This is a genomic window from Brevibacillus sp. NRS-1366, assembly GCF_050467985.1.
Map to the genome: position 1 here is coordinate 1 of NZ_JBITPN010000025.1, position 15,583 is coordinate 15,583.

A 15,583-nucleotide genomic window follows, 5' to 3' on the forward strand; every position below is an offset into this window, starting at 1 on the left:
GGGGCCTATTTGACGTTCACATAGTATGTATAATGTCCAAAAAAGAAATGTCTTCCCAATTCGGACTTAGCGAGTATCCTCCATTGACGCCTGGGGAGGAATGAATCATTCCTTCCTTCACCAACTTGGTCAATATTTTAGATAAGTACGTAGGAGATACATTTTGTTTTTCTGCTAACTCTTGTACACTAACAAGTTTATTTTGTTCAGCCTTTGTAAGAAAAAGCATAGTGTGAAGGGCATAATTTGTAGCTTTTGAATACTTCAATTTGTGAATTCACCTCCAATAAAGGACTTTACGTATCTATAATAACCTTAATATTTTTACAATGTCAAATCATTTCTTTTCATAAGGATACCCTTCTTAAACGAACTATTCACCTTATTTATGCCTTTGCTTTGTGGGCATCCATAAAGTTATCTCTTTCGGTATCTCTTTCCATTTTCTCAAGTTCTTGACTTGTTTCTTGAGATAATAACTTATTTATTTAATCTCGTAATCGAATAATGCGTTCGGAGCTAATTATTACGTAATAGTGGTCACCTCAAGAAACAGAAAAAATCGTACGTTAAGCAATTCGTTGCATGAAAAAAACCGGACCCTTATTATCTACAAAGGAATCCGGTATACGGAAAACAACTGGAATGTAGTTCAATTATAACCTCGTTAGTCTTCCTCCGAACAAACTCTGGACTTGCCATACCTATGGTCAGTAACCTTTTCCCAATCGCATGATCCGCCTCTATAGCTGCTTTCATCTCGAAAACAGTGAAATATCCTTTACATTCATTAAGTTAACGTATATCCGCCAGTTGGAGCAAGTACGACTCCCGTTGAATCAAGTTGAGCAAGGAAACGTAGGGCTTCACCCATTTCCTCAGGACGTGCAAAGCGTCCGACAGGTACTTCTTTAGCCCGACTGTTATAAATAGTGTTAAAGTCCACGCCCTGGAGGGTTGCCAAACGTTCGAAGTACGCTCGTAGGAATGTTGTGTCCGTATCACCCGGGCATAAGCAATTAAAACTGATCCCCTTCTTTCCGAGGTATGATGCAAGGCCCTGAATCAGGCCCAATAAAGCAAATTTCGGACCGGAATACGCTGCACAATTTTCAAAAGCCTTGATTCCAGCTTGTGAAGAGACAACAGATACTGCACTCCCCTCAGTAAGTAAAGGGGTCAGCTCTTCAATCATCCCCAAAACGGATGTAGCATTTATCGCTATACTGCGATCGATCTTCTCTTCTTCAAGATTGACTAGTTCACCGGCACCTTGATAGCCATGAACTAAAATCACCGCTGATAACGTATTGCCGAGAACGCCTTCCTTTACTTTTTCACGCAACCTTTTACGATCGGTAACATCAAGAACTAGGATTTCTGCACCGCCTAATTCTGCGGATCTTTGTTTAAGAATCTCCTCGTTCATGTCACTTAAAATCGGTTGATAACCGGCACGGGCAAAAGCTTGCGCAGTTGCAAAACCGATGTTTCCTCCCGCCCCTGTGATCAAAACCCGACCTTTGAATCGTTGCTGCTCAGGTTTGTCACTAACCGTTTGAGAATGAAAAATGGTGGTTAGCCGGAGAGTGGCCCCTGTGATGTACCCATTATATCGTTTGTCAAGGAGATGATTTACTGTCAGATGAACATCATGATCACAAGTTTGATCATTGATAATAACCAAATTGGATAGTACACCTTCTCTGGCACGCTCTAAAGCAACAGACCCTGACACACCACGAATCGACTCTACTGCCGCTAACTCCAAGCCCCGGCGAAAATCATCCGCATTACTAGAGATTTTCAAGATCGTGACGATCGGACCACTCCATCCAGCAATGGCATCTTCTTTCATACTTAAGATCATTTGTTTAGTAGCATTGACGACCCACGTATCCCATGCCTCAGTCTGTTCATCCCCAGAGCAATCTAAAACATAAACGCGACCTTCATTGTGCGATATCATCTTAGAGATCTTACTTTTAAGTTCAAGGGAACGTGGGGAAAGTGATACTACTATTAATGTTTCAACTGATTTATTCATGTGAGCTCATCCTCCATTTACTTGTCATATCTAACTGACTATCACTAAACTACAATGAAGACTCTTTTGTGCCAAATACACTCGCTTCCGCTTGCTTATAATCATCTGTTGTTGAATCAACAACTAGAGGGTTGCCGTCGCACCATTGAATTCGATGGCGAAGAGAGGAAATGACCCACCCTTTTTCTGAGTTTTTAAGTGTAGTCTCATACCATCCGTACTGAGTGTATTGATCACCACCTGTGGTATTGGGTCTACGGTGACGAGAGGTGTGATAATTACGAACAAACGCCACATCACCATTTAATTCGACCGAGAAATTTGTATACACATGAAACGTTTGGATGGGATCACAACAAGCACGCGCAAACGAAGTCCATACATCAGCGTTTACCTTTGTTGATGGCAGCCCGAGTGCATCGCTATAGTCAACTTCGACAGTGTCAGAAAAACAGGAGCGGTATAATTCCCAATTGTTCGTATCTAGAGCTGTGGCAAAACGAATGATAGTGTCTATAACAGCCTGATGGATGTGAGACGTTACTTCCGATTTCTGAATCATTACGATCTTCCTTTCATCATTTGATTAATGTCGAGCTTTCGAGTCCTTTGCAATCAAAGCGTCCACTGTGATCGCAATTACGAGAATCGCTCCCTGAATTTGTAGACGTACCGGCGTCGACGCTTCCATTAGGTACAAACCGTTGGAAATACTACCAATAACCAAAGCACCAAGGAGTGCAGCCCATACTGAACCGCGTCCACCGAAAAGGCTAGCTCCACCGATGACGGCAGCGGCGATTGCCTCCAACATGATTGTCGGATCAGCGGACTCTGGGGTAACCCCCAAGACACGGGCCGATGCTACGATTCCACCGACAGCAGACAGAGCTCCGGCAAGGGTAAAGGTAATTAACCTTATCCGATTAACAGGAATTCCGGCACGGCGAGTCGCTTCAGGATTACCACCAATACCGTACAAATACGTCCCAAAGGAGGTCTGAGTGGTAACGAAGTGGAACAACAATAACAGGCCTGTTAAGAGTGCTAGAGCGGTAGGGAACCCACGGTAACTGTTTAATACGAGCAAGATGATAATACCAAACGTAGATATGAATGCTGTCGGCAACACCACATGGCTCCCGAACACGCTTTTTAACCCCTCCCGCTTTGCGAGAACATGAGACTGCCAACGCATAAATCCCACAATTAAAATAATCACTGATAGGATCGTATAGCTGAAAATATCCGTCAGATATGTGTTGGCCACAAAAGACACAGGATGTCCTACGAGTGAAATTAAAGCATCTTGAGGCAGGATTTGGAGTAGGACCCCTTGGAGAGCCAACGATACCCCGAGAGTGACGATAAAAGAAGGAGCACCGAATTTTGTCACTACCCATCCTTGTACGAGACCGATACCTACACCTAGTCCAATCCCCGTAATTACAGCCAGTGGCAAATTGAGGTTATACATGACCGATAACTTTGCAACGACCGCACCACAGACTGCACTCGTTGCAGCAACAGAAAGGTCGATCTCCTTGATGATCAGGAGCAGGACTAGACCAAGTGCAATAATACTTGTGACCACTATTTGTATGGCGAGATTTGATAGATTACGGGCCCCAAGAAACGCAGGGTTCTGGGAAGCGAAGAATCCCCAGATAATGAGGAGTGCAACGAAAACAGGCAGCAGTCGCCATTTTCCCGCCAAAGCCTCTAAAATGCGAACTCTATAATGAACATTGACGTTAGAAGGCAACTCATTTTGAAAGTTTTCGGGTGGAGTTCGTACAACATCTTTCGCAATATGAGCGGCATTTTCTATTTTACTGCCACTGTCTTCTACGACAATCCTACTCATGCTTCCCCCTCCTCTCTATTTGTCTTTGTCTGGGAACTATCAGCCCCGGTTATGACCGCAACCATACGTTCATGTGTAATCTCATCTCGAGTCATCTCTGTCACCTTCCGACCAAGCCGAAACACGACCACTCGATCAGAGGTATCTTTGACTTCGACAAGATCGTGGGATACAACCACCACACACAAGCCTTGATCACGGAGCCGCTTGATGAGCTCCGAAACTCCTCGACGTTGCTCCACTCCTAATGCGGCCATCGGTTCATCGAGAAGCACGACACGAGGATCCCAAAGTACGGAGCGAGAAATGGCAACTGCCTGACGCTGTCCCCCAGACAAGGAGCCGACTGGTACAGATAGATCCCTAATCTTAGCACCCAGATCCCCGATCACTTGGCGGGCTCGGGATTCCATCTTCGCTCGAACGAGACGGCGTCCAAAGTACCAAGGCATCTTCATCTCTCGTCCTAGGAACAGATTCTGTACGGTGTCCAGATTTTCGCAGAGAGCCAGATCCTGATAAACCGTCTGGATCCCTATGTCGGCCGCATCCCGGGGACTACGGACCACCACCGGACGCCCGTCCAAGTAGATGGCCCCCTCATCTGGGATATTAATTCCGGAGATCACTTTGAGGAACGATGACTTTCCAGCACCATTGTCCCCTACGAGGGATACCACTTCCCCGGGAAAAAGTTTTAGTGAGACACGATCTAATGCCCGGATACCACCGAAATTCTTCGTAATGTCCCGTAGTTCTAAGAGAGGAACGGGACTGATAGCAGTCCCATGAACGACATCCAAAATAGATCCTGACATAGCAACAATACCTCCTCTCCTATCTTATTTGCAGTATGCGGTCCCAACTCCCAAACCTGTACAAAGCTCATCTTTTGTATACATCCCCGACTTTACCACCGTATCGTCCACATTATCCGCCGTAATGAATATGTTCGGAATATAGGCTGTAGGAATACCACCCTTGACGAATTTGTTGTCGAAGGTACCGTTCACAAGATTGGCAGGGGGATCTGTCTTATTCATAGTGGACATCAAGAGTTGTACGGCTGCATCAGCCATACCCTGGTATGGCGGAGTCAAGTCCAATTCCTGCCATCCTTTGAGTACACGCTGCACAGCATCAATCCTAGCATCATAACCACCGTACATCTTTATCTTCCCTTCAAGTCCCTGTGCAGCGAGTGCTGCCGCAACACCGCTTCCATTGTTATCATCCATGACTAGAACACCATCGACATCGTTTTGGGTCTTCGTGAGGCATTGTTCCATCACCTTCTGGGCATTGGCCGGAGCCCAGCCCATGGTATCAGCTTCGTAGACAATTTTGACCTTCCCCTCCGCGATCAGGGGGTCCAAATACTTGTCAAACCCTTTTTTAAGATCTCTATAAAATGCGAAATTTGGATCGCCGTAAATTAAGGCAAGCTTAAAAGGTGAGGGGGATTCTGGTAAATTGTTGGTCAAGTACTCACCATGTGCTTCGCCGATCTGAACAAACGGAACCGAAACATGGTAAGCGACCGGACCGCCATAGGCCTCTTGGGCATAAGTAACCACAGGAACTCCTGCTTGCTCGGCTTTGGCTAGCATGCCGCCAGCCTGCTGCGAGTCAGCAGTGATCAAGATGATCCCATCGGCATCATCAGCAAGTGCTGTCTCCATTTGTGCCAGTTGTTTGGATGCACTATTCTCTGCGTTCAGCACCTTGACTTGAACGTCAGGAGAGTGCTTGTTAAAGGCTGAAATGATGTTTGGTTGATCAAACTTCACATACCGTGCATTGTTTGAGTTGGGAACAAGTAAGTAGACTGTTTTACTATCTCCTGTTTCTTTCACTTGGGTAACCGATTGTTCTTGTACTCCAGAAGTAGTACAACCAGAGCCAACCAACACCATGGTAGCGAGGACAATAGAACGGAACATATGATATAAACCACGACCTGAACGTTTCATAAAAGGGATGCCTCCCCACAACAATTTAATTTCACAGGAACCTCCTAATTTCATCATCTTTGATTGGATCGAATCCAAATAAATCAAATCGTTTTGCCTTAATCTGCGGCACTCGTTTCTAACGACAAGAACTTGGGCCTATAAATAATAATGGAAGACTTTACTTGGTCCATGTTCTTGTCGCATCCTCCAGTTATGAAAGTTTTTTTAAATCTATGTCTAATTTTAAATATTGGTAATTATTAAAATATTTTCGATGCCTTTTTAATAACTCCGTGAACTGCTAACATACTGGATACACGGATTAGAGTATGGGTAGCACTTGCAACCTCAACTCCTCCAAAATCTCGATTTAGTCCAACTTTTCTTGTTCATTCATCCGGCATTCTGTAGGATAGACCTTTCCTTCTTTCATCACAAAAGCACAATCGCGTAATGCGTCTGGATCTTTTAAAAGGTCGCGTTTCCAGCCAGCGATGTCAGCCAGTTTACCCGGTTGGATGGTACCAACAATATCATCAATCTCGCAGATTTCTGCATTTACCCTGGTTGCGGCTTCCAGAGCACGGAACGGATCCATTCCATGAACCAGCCAAGTTCTGTATTCCAAACCGCATTCATAGTTTTGATACACAGAAACCACATCAGTACCGTAACCCAATTTAATATTACTATTAATAATAATCTCACGGCCTTCCCGAAGACGTTTCTGGTATTTATACATTTTCTTTACAAACTCAGGACTCTTCTTGGCAAGACTCACTTCATCTAGGACAATGATATCTTCCAGAGGTGTAAATGTCGGTACCAAATATGTACCCGTGTCCTCGAACATCTTTGCTGTCTCCTTATCCATCATGGATCCGTGCTCAATGCCAGTGATACCGTAACCTATCAGCTTTTGCATTAACGATGGACCATATGCATGAGCGGTAATAGAAATATCCAATTCCTTGGCTGTATCAATGATGGCTTTTAACTCAGCATCATTAAATTGAATATCCTCTGGTGTGTCGTAGGGAGTAGCAAAACCTCCTGTAGCCATTATTTTTATAAAATCGTAACCCATCTTTTTCTCTCGCCGTACCGCCCCAGAAAAAAAGTCTGGTCCATTGCCACAGGTTGGATATTGGCTCAATAAATAGTCGGAAAGATAAGGATTGCTGCGTACGACTTGGGTCATATCTCCGTGACTACCAGGGGTACATAGAAAATGGGAGGATACGATAAGACGGGAGCCCTCAACATACCCTTTGTCGATGGCATGTTTTACATCTAATTCATAAGCTTCTCGCCACCAGCCTAGAGAACGAATGGTGGTAAAGCCACCTTGCAGCGTCTTCTTAGCGCAGGTTGCTGTGGCCAAAGCACGGTAACCGTCCGAGTGGAATAATACATCGTCATAGATCTCTTTCCAATGGAAAAATTGGGGATGAACATGTGCATCAATCATACCCGGAGTAATGGTGGTGTCGGATAAATCAATGAGCTCCGTATCATCTGGGCAGGGAAGATTATGCCCAACAGCATTGATTTTCTTCCCTTCTATAAGCACTTCCATATTTTCCTGTAATACTGGGTTTATGCCATCATATAGTTTGCCACATTTAATCTTAATGAACTTTTTGTGCATATTTACTCACCTTTTTTATAATTAATAAAATAGTGCCGATTATCAAACTCCACCTGCACCCCAGGCATCGGATAGCGTAAAGCCTGCTTTAAATGAATCTGTCGGATCAATTCCTAATTGATGGAAACCTGTAATCCATGCTCGACCTGAAATACTAGGGACGATGGCTTTATACGGACCCACTGTAGTGGTTTCGAGAATGCGCCCAATAAAGTTTGTGTCTAAAATACTCTCGTGAACATAGTCTTTACCTGGTGCCAGCTGACCCCGCTCAGCCAGGATGGCCAATCGCGCGGAAGTAGCGGTTCCACATGCTGACCTGTCCACACGACCTGGGCTTACGATGGTCGTATTTCGTCCATCTCCACCCACACGTGGTGGTGCCACAAAGGTTGTAAAACTGATCGTATGAATATCCTTGTTCTCCGGATGAACCACAGGCAGTTGTTCGGCAGCTGCCCTCTTGATCAACTCGCCCAGACGAGATAGTTCTGCCGCTTCTTCGGGCACAATCTTGAACCCAAGCGCTTGCGCATCAACGAATACAAAGAAGGCACCACCATAGGCGACATCAACGATCATTTCGCCAATTTCCGGAACATGAATCTTCGCATCGAGGTGTGTCACAAAGGATGGAGTATTCGTAAAAGTGACTCGCTCACATTTTCCGTTTCGACAGTGAGCCTCTACCGGAAGTAACCCTGCAGGTGACTCCAACACAAGACTTGTCACAGGTTCTTGCATGGGAATCATGCCAGTCTCAAGAAGTACAGTCACCGTGCACATCGTATTGCTTCCCGACATCGCCGGATAATCCGTTGCCTCCATGATGATAAATCCTGCATCCGCCCTTGGGTCCGTAGGAGAAAGTACGAGGTCTGCATGCAGAACGACACTCCCACGCGGCTCATAAAGGAGGAAGCGACGGAATTCATCGTACTCTTTTTCCAAGTACATTTTTTTCTCAAACATCGTTCGCCCGGGGATATTAATCACACCACCCACCACTATGCGGGATGGTTCCCCTTCCGCATGCGCATCTACAGTATGAATCACATTCGTTAAACGCATCTACTTTCTATCCCCTTTCTTTCTACCTGATTAAGCCGCAAACATTCCAAACACTTTCTGTTCTACAGCCCCCTTTCACCAATCACTCATGAAGTTCTGTTTCATCAGCTTCAACTATGGAGTTTACTATGTTGTGAAATTTCAGAACCTTATGATAATATTGATGGTACACTGCCTTTATTGTTACGTCTAATACTAATAATCTTATCGATTGATACGTAAAAAATATCAATTAAGGAGATATCCTGATGGAACTTCGACAGTTGAAATATTTTATTACCGTAGCAAAGGAACTTCATTTCGGCAGAGCAGCCAAGCTTTTGCAAATATCACAACCGCCATTAAGCCAACAAATTAAACAGCTGGAAGAGGAAATGGGAGTACGACTTTTCCATCGAACACAGCGCCATGTCGAATTAACAGAAGCCGGAAAATTCTTTTTTGCGAGGGTAAATGATTTTCTAGAAAATCTAAACCTTGCCTGTGAACAAGCTCAAAAAATTCATAGAGGAAAGCTTGGAGAAATCATATTAGGTTTTACAGGAACAGCAACCTATAGTATCCTCCCAAAAATCCTTCATGCCTGTAAAATAAAGTATCCGGAGATAAAAATCGTTTTGAGGGAACTAACTACAGTAGAGCAAGTAAAAGCTCTGCAGGAGGGACAAATTCATGTAGGTCTATTGGTTCCTCCAATCGAAAGTGATTCGATTAAAGTAGAGGTTTTGCGAGAAGAGTCATTTATGGTTACGCTACCCAAAAATCATCCCTTGGCAAAACATATGTCACCGGTTGACTTAGCCAGTTTGGCCAATGAATCGTTTCTTATGCCCCGCAGAGACGATGGACCAGGTTATTATGACGCCATGGTTAGCCTTTGCTATCAGGCAGGCTTCAGTCCTAAGATCATATTGGAAGCAAAACAGTATCACACTTTCATTTCGCTTGTTTCTTCCGGAATCGGGATAGCACTTTTGCCCTCATCCATACAATTTATTGACAACGAAGAGATCGTTTTTTTACCTATAAAAGACATACGACCGACTTGGAACACCTCAGTCGCCTGGAACAAAGACAACAAATCTACGATATTACAGGTATTTATTTCATTGATCAAGGAATCAACAACTGAGCCATCATACTCAATAACTAGCCAATAACCGAGACAATGCTAAGGATGGATCTGTCCCCCAACCTCATCTCTTCACGGGTAGAAAGGTGGCAAGGGACAGGTCCTGACTTTTCTATATAATAGTTGATTGAGTTTGCGAAAGCATACCTGAAACCTACATTTCAAAGTATTTTTAGCCGTTCAAAAATGAAAGTGGGAAGCATGATTCTCCCCACATGGTGTTAAACTTAGCCGCATTTTCTACTCATTATTGAACTGAATTTTTGTCGCTACCTGCACGTTAAACTAGTACATTTGTGACGTAATAACAAGTGTTATTTAAATAATGCAGGATATTTTGTTTTCATTGGCTCTAAAGAATCTTTGTCAATCAATTGTATTGGAGTCCACCATATAGGGATTTCATTCTCTCCTGCCTTGAATGTTCCATCAGTAGTAACAGCTTCTCCCCTCGCAAGCTTTACGGCTGCTTCTACAATCCGTGTACCCTGAAGGTAAGGGTTCTTTTCAAACACTTTCAAGTTAGACATCCCCGTTTTCAACAGCTCAATCGAATCTTGATCGGCATCAGCACCGTAAAATAGAATCTTGTCCTTTACTCCAGCATTTTCAGCTGCCTTTATGGCACCGTGAGCCATTGTGTCATTGTTAGCGAATACCACTGTGATATCATTCTTGAATTTGGTCAAAGCATTTTCCATTGTATTCATTGCTAGCTGTCTATCCCAGTTCATATGAGCTTGTTGGACAATAATCTTGTATTGGGGAAACTTTTTCAGAGTATCTAAGACACCGTGAGTGGAAGAGTCTGCAAGCTCGTCCCCTTTCGTTCCTGATAGAATGACAACATTTGCTTGTTTATCACCCCAAACCTTGGCGAAGTCTTCCACTTGAGCTGCACCAACCTTATACATATCCTCAGTAATACGCAGCTCTGTTTTTTCCCCTCTTATCTGTGCTCCAAAATTTATGACCGGAATATCAGCGTCATGAGCTAATCTGACATGCGGCTGTGCTGCATCAGAGCGGGCCGGCTCAATCGCAATAACATCAGCACCTTGGGCCACAAAATCTTGTACTTGATTGAGCTGAATAGAAGGATCATTTTCCGAACTCTGCCAAATAAGGTCTACCCCTAACTCCTTCGCCTTGTCTTCAGCCCCTTTTTTCATAAAATAGTATACCGATTCCTTCATCGTCATATTTGTCACACCGATACGAATTTTGTTCTGATTTCCCGTGGAAGTCTGTTGCTCACTACATCCTACAGTAATTAGTAATACCAGGATCAACATAAACAATAACTTTCCCGACTTTGCCATTCTCATCAGCGTGCACCTCCATAATATTTGTATACTTGCGGTATTATGGACAATTCGTATATGGTTAGATTATTTTTTACTAAATTTACCATCCAATATGACTGCGCCTAAAATGATGGCCCCTTTAAATACCATCTGCATATCTGATGTAATATTCAATAACGAAAGTAGATTATTGAGAACTCCAATCAGGATCACACCGATCAACGTACCGCCTAATCTTCCTACTCCGCCCATCAAACTACTCCCGCCAATGACGACTGCTGCAATTGCATCTAATTCTGATAGGACACCCACTTGCGGTGTTCCCGAACCAAGTCTGGCTGCCACTAACGTTCCAGCTACGGCAGATAAGAAGCCTGCAATCGCATACACAAGCATTATTCCTCTGTTTACTCTTACCCCCGCCAAACGCGCCGCCTCAAAATTACCACCCATGGCATACACTTCTCGGCCAAAAACCGTCTTATTGAGGATAAACCAACCAATAATGAAAATCCCTATGAAGAAAAGCACCTGAATGGGGATTCCCTTCACTTTATAGATTAGATAACCAAAAATCGTTAATCCAAAGATTGAAAATAAAGCTGTCATTACTTTTTTGATTTTTTCCGTGTTTTCCATGCTCTTGGATGTCATGATCGTATTCACCAAAACGAAAACGGCAATGATAATGACTAGCGAGAGAGAGATTGTGGTATTTATTTTTCCTGAACCCAAGTAAGAAAAAGAATCCGAAGAAATGGGAATCGCAGCCGAATTGGTTGAAACAAGCGATATACCTCTAAAGGCTGTTAGACTTGCTAGCGTTACGATAAAAGGAGCGAGTTTTACTTTTGTGATTAGGTATCCATGGAAACAGCCAATCAAGATTCCGATTCCTATTGCTAGTAAAACGGCTAGAGGCCATCCGATAGTAGGAGCTGTAATAGCAATAAAAACTCCTGTTAACGCAAGTAGGCTACCGACAGATAAATCGATCCCAGCAGTTAAAATGACGTAGGTCATGCCAACCGCCAAAATACCCGGTGCTGCAATTTGTGTCGCGATATTCATGATATTGGCCGGCAACAAAAAGGTGGGACTCAAGAGTGCTGAGATAATGACTAATAATACTAAACCAGCAGAAGATGTGTAATTTTTCCAGTTAATAGATATCCCTTTATTCTCCGGAATGTTCTGAATATAGGCTTTACTTTGCATGAACCTCACCCCCCATTGCATAGCGTATTAATGTTTCTTCATTGGCTGCTTCCCTTTGAATCTCTCCGGTAATTTCTCCATTTTTCATGACAAGCACTCGGTCGCTGACACCTAGTATTTCTGGAAGTTCAGACGAAATCATGATGATAGCAATACCTCCATCGGCTAATTCTCGCATCATTTTATAAATTTCTGCTTTGGCCCCTACATCGATACCCCTGGTAGGTTCATCAAGAATCAGGATTTTGGGTTTCGTTAAAAGCCACTTTCCTAACACAACTTTTTGCTGGTTGCCGCCTGATAGCAGTTTTACCTGGCACTCTACGTTTGGTACTTTCACGCGTAGACGATTAACAATGGACTCAACTCTGTCATCATTTTTTTGTTTTTCAATTAATCCCCATTTATTGGATACCTTTTTTAATGAAGCAAGTGCAATATTGTGTTTTACACTTAATCCTAGGACTAATCCAGTCCTTTTTCTGTCTTCCGTAATGAGAGCAATCCCGTGTTCGATAGCATGTGCTGGATTTTTTATCACGATCTCTTTGCCAGCTATAAACATCTTTCCTGTAGAAAAAGCGTCTTCTCGTCCTTCAAATATTGACGTAACAAGCTCTGTTCTACCCGCTCCAACCAGTCCATATATTCCGAGTATCTCTCCACCTTTTACATCGAAAGAGAGATTATTGATTATCTTTTTTCCTGAACCCTTGGAATCCAACACATTCCAATTTTGAATTTGAAGTAATGACTTGCCTGACTGTTTATTTTCTGATCGGGAAGGAAACAAATCCCCCAATTCTCGTCCAACCATCCACCTGACAATATCATCCTTACTAATGTCCTTTACGCTCGCTGATCTAACATAAACACCGTCTTTGAGAACAGTGACGGAATCGCAAATTTCTAATATTTCAGTTAATTTGTGCGAAACATAAATCATAGTCGTTCCTTGCTCTTTTAAGGCTCTAATAATCGTAAATAGTTTATCTACCTCATAATCAGTCAAAGAGCTGGTTGCTTCATCAAAGACTAATACTTTTGGTTTTTTGGCAATAGCTTTAGCGATTTCTATCATTTGTCGTCTGCTAACAGTTAAATCCTTGACTTTGGTCCTGGGGTCAATCTGCAAATCAATCTGTTGCAAAAAATGTTCCGTTTGTTCATTCAGTACATCAAAATCAATAATTCCCCTTCTGTTTGGCATATTGTTAAGAAAAATGTTTTCTGCCACAGTCATTTCGTGAAACTGATTTAATTCCTGGTGTACAATGGCAATTCCCAACTTTTCAGCATTCAGAGTAGAGGATAATTTTAACTCTGTGCCTTCGTATAAGATTTTCCCTTCATAGAATCCGTAGGGATAAACACCGGCTATAAGTTTCCCCAAAGTAGATTTTCCTGCACCATTTTCTCCACAAAGAGCCAGCACTTTCCCTTTCTCGATTTCAAATGTGACCTGGTTCAATGCTTTCACACCAGGGAATTGAACAGATACCTCCTGAATCTTAATGATAGTCATATTATTCACCTTCTCCCTAAACCAAAAGTTACAAGCATTCAGCTCATTAGACGAAATCAAAAGAACAACAAGATATGATTCTAGCAATCTAATCGTTTAACTGAAGAAACTACTGGATCACCTTTGACAGTGGGGGATCAGCTTGGTAAACACTCTTGTTGGAAAGCGGGTTCCCCCATGGACTCCCCCACCTGTCAACGTAAAGTGATACAATATAACCTGAGAATTAATTCTAAAACAAGGTCCCGCAATGATCATTCAATAGATAAATTTGAACACAATGGTCTTACACATTGTAATATGGAGTTCGTTTTCCTGTATGAATGTTGATCGTTTTGACTTCCATAAACTCGTCTATCGAAAATGTACCCAATTCACGGCCAAAGCCACTTGCCTTGTAGCCACCAGCTGGCAGCTCTGGCACAATGTCGATTAATGTATTCACCCAGACTGAGCCACTTCGCAATGCGCGGGAGACAGTCATTGCTTTATCAATATCCTTGGTCCATACGGAGTTACCAAGTCCATAATCTACACTGTTGGCCAAGGAAATGGCTTCCTCCAGGTTTTGGAATCTTGTAACACTTAACACAGGACCAAAAATTTCTTCTTGAAAAACTTTCATATTTTGATCTACTTGGTCGAAAATCGTAGGTTCAACAAAGCAGCCATTTTGATGTTCTCCACCGATAAGACGGTTTCCTCCGGTCAGTAATCGTGCGCCTGCTTGTTTTGCTGATTCAATGTACGCTAACACTTTGTTTACATGATCCTCGTGAATCAAAGCTCCCATGTCCGTATCTTCGCTTAACGGGTTGCCAACCTTGATTTTTTTCACTTTTTCTACAAGCTTTTCCAAGAAATCATCAGCAATTTTCTCATGGATGAGTAGACGGCTGTTCGAGACACATTCTTCTCCTTGATTAAGCATGAAGCCCAACATCGCACCATCCAAGGCATCCTCTAGATCAGCATCCTCAAACACGATCATTGCGCTTTTTCCGCCCAGCTCCATCGTTACTTTTCGAATATATTGCGCGGAGCGAGCAAGCACTTTTTTTCCAGTTGCGGTGGAGCCAGTAAACGAAATACGATCAATCTCTGGACTGTCGATCATGCTCTGTCCGACAACATCCCCATATCCTGTCACAACATTGATCACACCATCTGGAACACCAGCCTCTTGTGCCAAGCGACTGATTTCCAAAGTAGTACCAGAAGTGAACTCAGAAGGTTTTACCACGGTAGTGCAACCTGTTGCCAACGCGAAAGGTAACTTCTGGCAAAGGACGACGGCTGGAAAATTCCAAGCAGTAATGATCCCTACTACCCCGACAGGTTCTTTAACTACCATTGCGGTGCGTTTTGCTCCTAAATTGGAGTAACTTTGGCCATAGATTTGTTGTGACATGCTGGCAGCATATTCGATCAAAGATATGCACATTTCCATTTCGCCTCGAGCTTCTTTGATCGGTTTTCCTACTTCTTGTGCTTCGATTAGGGCTAACCTCTCCAAATTTTCCCTGACCAACTGAGCGAGTCGATGTAAGATACGTCCTCTTTCAGCACCTGACATGCGAGGCCATGGACCATTTCCAAAAGCAGTTCTGGCCGCAGCGATTGCTTGTTGTGTATCTTCTATCGTCCCCAGGAAAAACTTTGCTACCACCTCTCCCGTGGCTGGGCTTCGACGTTCAATGGTTTCCCCCGATGATGAAGCTGTCCACTCACCGTTAATAAGTTGTTTATATTCTCGTACTGCTACTTCATGAGTCTTCATAAGTACACTCCTTCCCTTTTACGAAAATGA

Annotated in this window: 12 protein-coding genes and 2 pseudogenes; 1 reads left to right on the forward strand and 13 read right to left on the reverse strand. The window is 43.2% G+C overall.

Annotation, left to right across the window (positions count from 1 at the left end):
- Positions 1-19 precede the first annotated feature (19 nt).
- From ACIFQN_RS22120 to ACIFQN_RS22160, 9 genes and pseudogenes are all read right to left on the reverse strand, one after another.
- Positions 20-268, reverse strand: a pseudogene (locus ACIFQN_RS22120) (Rrf2 family transcriptional regulator); the annotation flags it as partial.
- 118 nt (positions 269-386) lie between these two features.
- Positions 387-524 (reverse strand): annotated as a pseudogene (locus ACIFQN_RS22125) (ATP-dependent Clp protease proteolytic subunit); the annotation flags it as partial.
- 266 nt (positions 525-790) lie between these two features.
- Complete coding sequence (locus ACIFQN_RS22130; protein WP_429835211.1) at positions 791-2,047, reverse strand: SDR family NAD(P)-dependent oxidoreductase; 1,257 nt, start codon at positions 2,045-2,047, stop codon at positions 791-793.
- Between the two features lie 49 nt (positions 2,048-2,096).
- Entirely contained in the window at positions 2,097-2,609 is a 513-nt protein-coding gene (locus ACIFQN_RS22135; protein WP_429835212.1) for a nuclear transport factor 2 family protein, read from the reverse strand.
- Between the two features lie 24 nt (positions 2,610-2,633).
- Positions 2,634-3,914 carry a sugar ABC transporter permease gene (locus tag ACIFQN_RS22140; RefSeq protein WP_429835213.1) on the reverse strand — a complete coding sequence of 427 codons (1,281 nt, stop codon included), beginning with the start codon at positions 3,912-3,914 and terminating at the stop codon, positions 2,634-2,636.
- Entirely contained in the window at positions 3,911-4,732 is an 822-nt protein-coding gene (locus tag ACIFQN_RS22145) for an ATP-binding cassette domain-containing protein (RefSeq protein ID WP_429835214.1), read from the reverse strand. Before ACIFQN_RS22145 ends, ACIFQN_RS22140 begins: the two co-directional genes overlap by 4 nt.
- 24 nt (positions 4,733-4,756) lie before the next feature.
- Entirely contained in the window at positions 4,757-5,887 is a 1,131-nt protein-coding gene (locus tag ACIFQN_RS22150; RefSeq protein WP_429835215.1) for a substrate-binding domain-containing protein, read from the reverse strand.
- A gap of 352 nt (positions 5,888-6,239) precedes the next feature.
- Positions 6,240-7,520, reverse strand: coding sequence for an amidohydrolase family protein (locus tag ACIFQN_RS22155; protein WP_429835216.1), 1,281 nt, complete (start codon positions 7,518-7,520; stop codon positions 6,240-6,242).
- A gap of 42 nt (positions 7,521-7,562) precedes the next feature.
- Entirely contained in the window at positions 7,563-8,591 is a 1,029-nt protein-coding gene (locus ACIFQN_RS22160; protein ID WP_429835217.1) for a proline racemase family protein, read from the reverse strand.
- Positions 8,592-8,839: 248 nt separating this feature from the next.
- Between ACIFQN_RS22160 and ACIFQN_RS22165 the strand changes: the two genes are divergently transcribed.
- Complete coding sequence (locus ACIFQN_RS22165) at positions 8,840-9,751, forward strand: LysR family transcriptional regulator (RefSeq protein WP_429835218.1); 912 nt, start codon at positions 8,840-8,842, stop codon at positions 9,749-9,751.
- Positions 9,752-10,037: 286 nt separating this feature from the next.
- Here the strand turns inward: ACIFQN_RS22165 and ACIFQN_RS22170 are convergent, their stop codons facing one another.
- The 4 genes from ACIFQN_RS22170 to ACIFQN_RS22185 all read right to left on the reverse strand — a co-directional run bounded on the left by ACIFQN_RS22170 (position 10,038) and on the right by ACIFQN_RS22185 (position 15,553).
- The gene (locus ACIFQN_RS22170; RefSeq protein ID WP_429835219.1) at positions 10,038-11,051 is read right to left on the reverse strand and encodes a sugar ABC transporter substrate-binding protein; all 1,014 of its coding nucleotides are present in this window, start codon (positions 11,049-11,051) and stop codon (positions 10,038-10,040) included.
- A gap of 63 nt (positions 11,052-11,114) precedes the next feature.
- A complete protein-coding gene (locus ACIFQN_RS22175) occupies positions 11,115-12,248 on the reverse strand; it encodes a sugar ABC transporter permease (protein ID WP_429835220.1) in 1,134 nt (377 codons plus the stop codon).
- Positions 12,238-13,773: a sugar ABC transporter ATP-binding protein gene (locus ACIFQN_RS22180; protein WP_429835221.1), complete on the reverse strand. Its 1,536-nt coding sequence runs from the start codon at positions 13,771-13,773 to the stop codon at positions 12,238-12,240. Before ACIFQN_RS22180 ends, ACIFQN_RS22175 begins: the two co-directional genes overlap by 11 nt.
- A gap of 286 nt (positions 13,774-14,059) precedes the next feature.
- Positions 14,060-15,553, reverse strand: a complete 1,494-nt coding sequence (locus ACIFQN_RS22185; protein ID WP_429835222.1) for an aldehyde dehydrogenase family protein — start codon at positions 15,551-15,553, stop codon at positions 14,060-14,062.
- Positions 15,554-15,583 lie beyond the last annotated feature (30 nt).

Excerpts from the sequence above, each read along its gene's own strand:
- ACIFQN_RS22150 (WP_429835215.1), bottom strand. The coding sequence starts at position 5,887 with ATGAAACGTTCAGGTCGTGGTTTATATCATATGTTCCGTTCTATTGTC.
- ACIFQN_RS22140 (WP_429835213.1), bottom strand. The coding sequence starts at position 3,914 with ATGAGTAGGATTGTCGTAGAAGACAGTGGCAGTAAAATAGAAAATGCC.
- ACIFQN_RS22165 (WP_429835218.1), top strand. The coding sequence starts at position 8,840 with ATGGAACTTCGACAGTTGAAATATTTTATTACCGTAGCAAAGGAACTT.
- ACIFQN_RS22135 (WP_429835212.1), bottom strand. The coding sequence starts at position 2,609 with ATGATTCAGAAATCGGAAGTAACGTCTCACATCCATCAGGCTGTTATA.
- ACIFQN_RS22160 (WP_429835217.1), bottom strand. The coding sequence starts at position 8,591 with ATGCGTTTAACGAATGTGATTCATACTGTAGATGCGCATGCGGAAGGG.
- ACIFQN_RS22175 (WP_429835220.1), bottom strand. The coding sequence starts at position 12,248 with ATGCAAAGTAAAGCCTATATTCAGAACATTCCGGAGAATAAAGGGATA.
- ACIFQN_RS22130 (WP_429835211.1), bottom strand. The coding sequence starts at position 2,047 with ATGAATAAATCAGTTGAAACATTAATAGTAGTATCACTTTCCCCACGT.
- ACIFQN_RS22180 (WP_429835221.1), bottom strand. The coding sequence starts at position 13,773 with ATGACTATCATTAAGATTCAGGAGGTATCTGTTCAATTCCCTGGTGTG.
- ACIFQN_RS22145 (WP_429835214.1), bottom strand. The coding sequence starts at position 4,732 with ATGTCAGGATCTATTTTGGATGTCGTTCATGGGACTGCTATCAGTCCC.
- ACIFQN_RS22170 (WP_429835219.1), bottom strand. The coding sequence starts at position 11,051 with ATGAGAATGGCAAAGTCGGGAAAGTTATTGTTTATGTTGATCCTGGTA.
- ACIFQN_RS22185 (WP_429835222.1), bottom strand. The coding sequence starts at position 15,553 with ATGAAGACTCATGAAGTAGCAGTACGAGAATATAAACAACTTATTAAC.
- ACIFQN_RS22155 (WP_429835216.1), bottom strand. The coding sequence starts at position 7,520 with ATGCACAAAAAGTTCATTAAGATTAAATGTGGCAAACTATATGATGGC.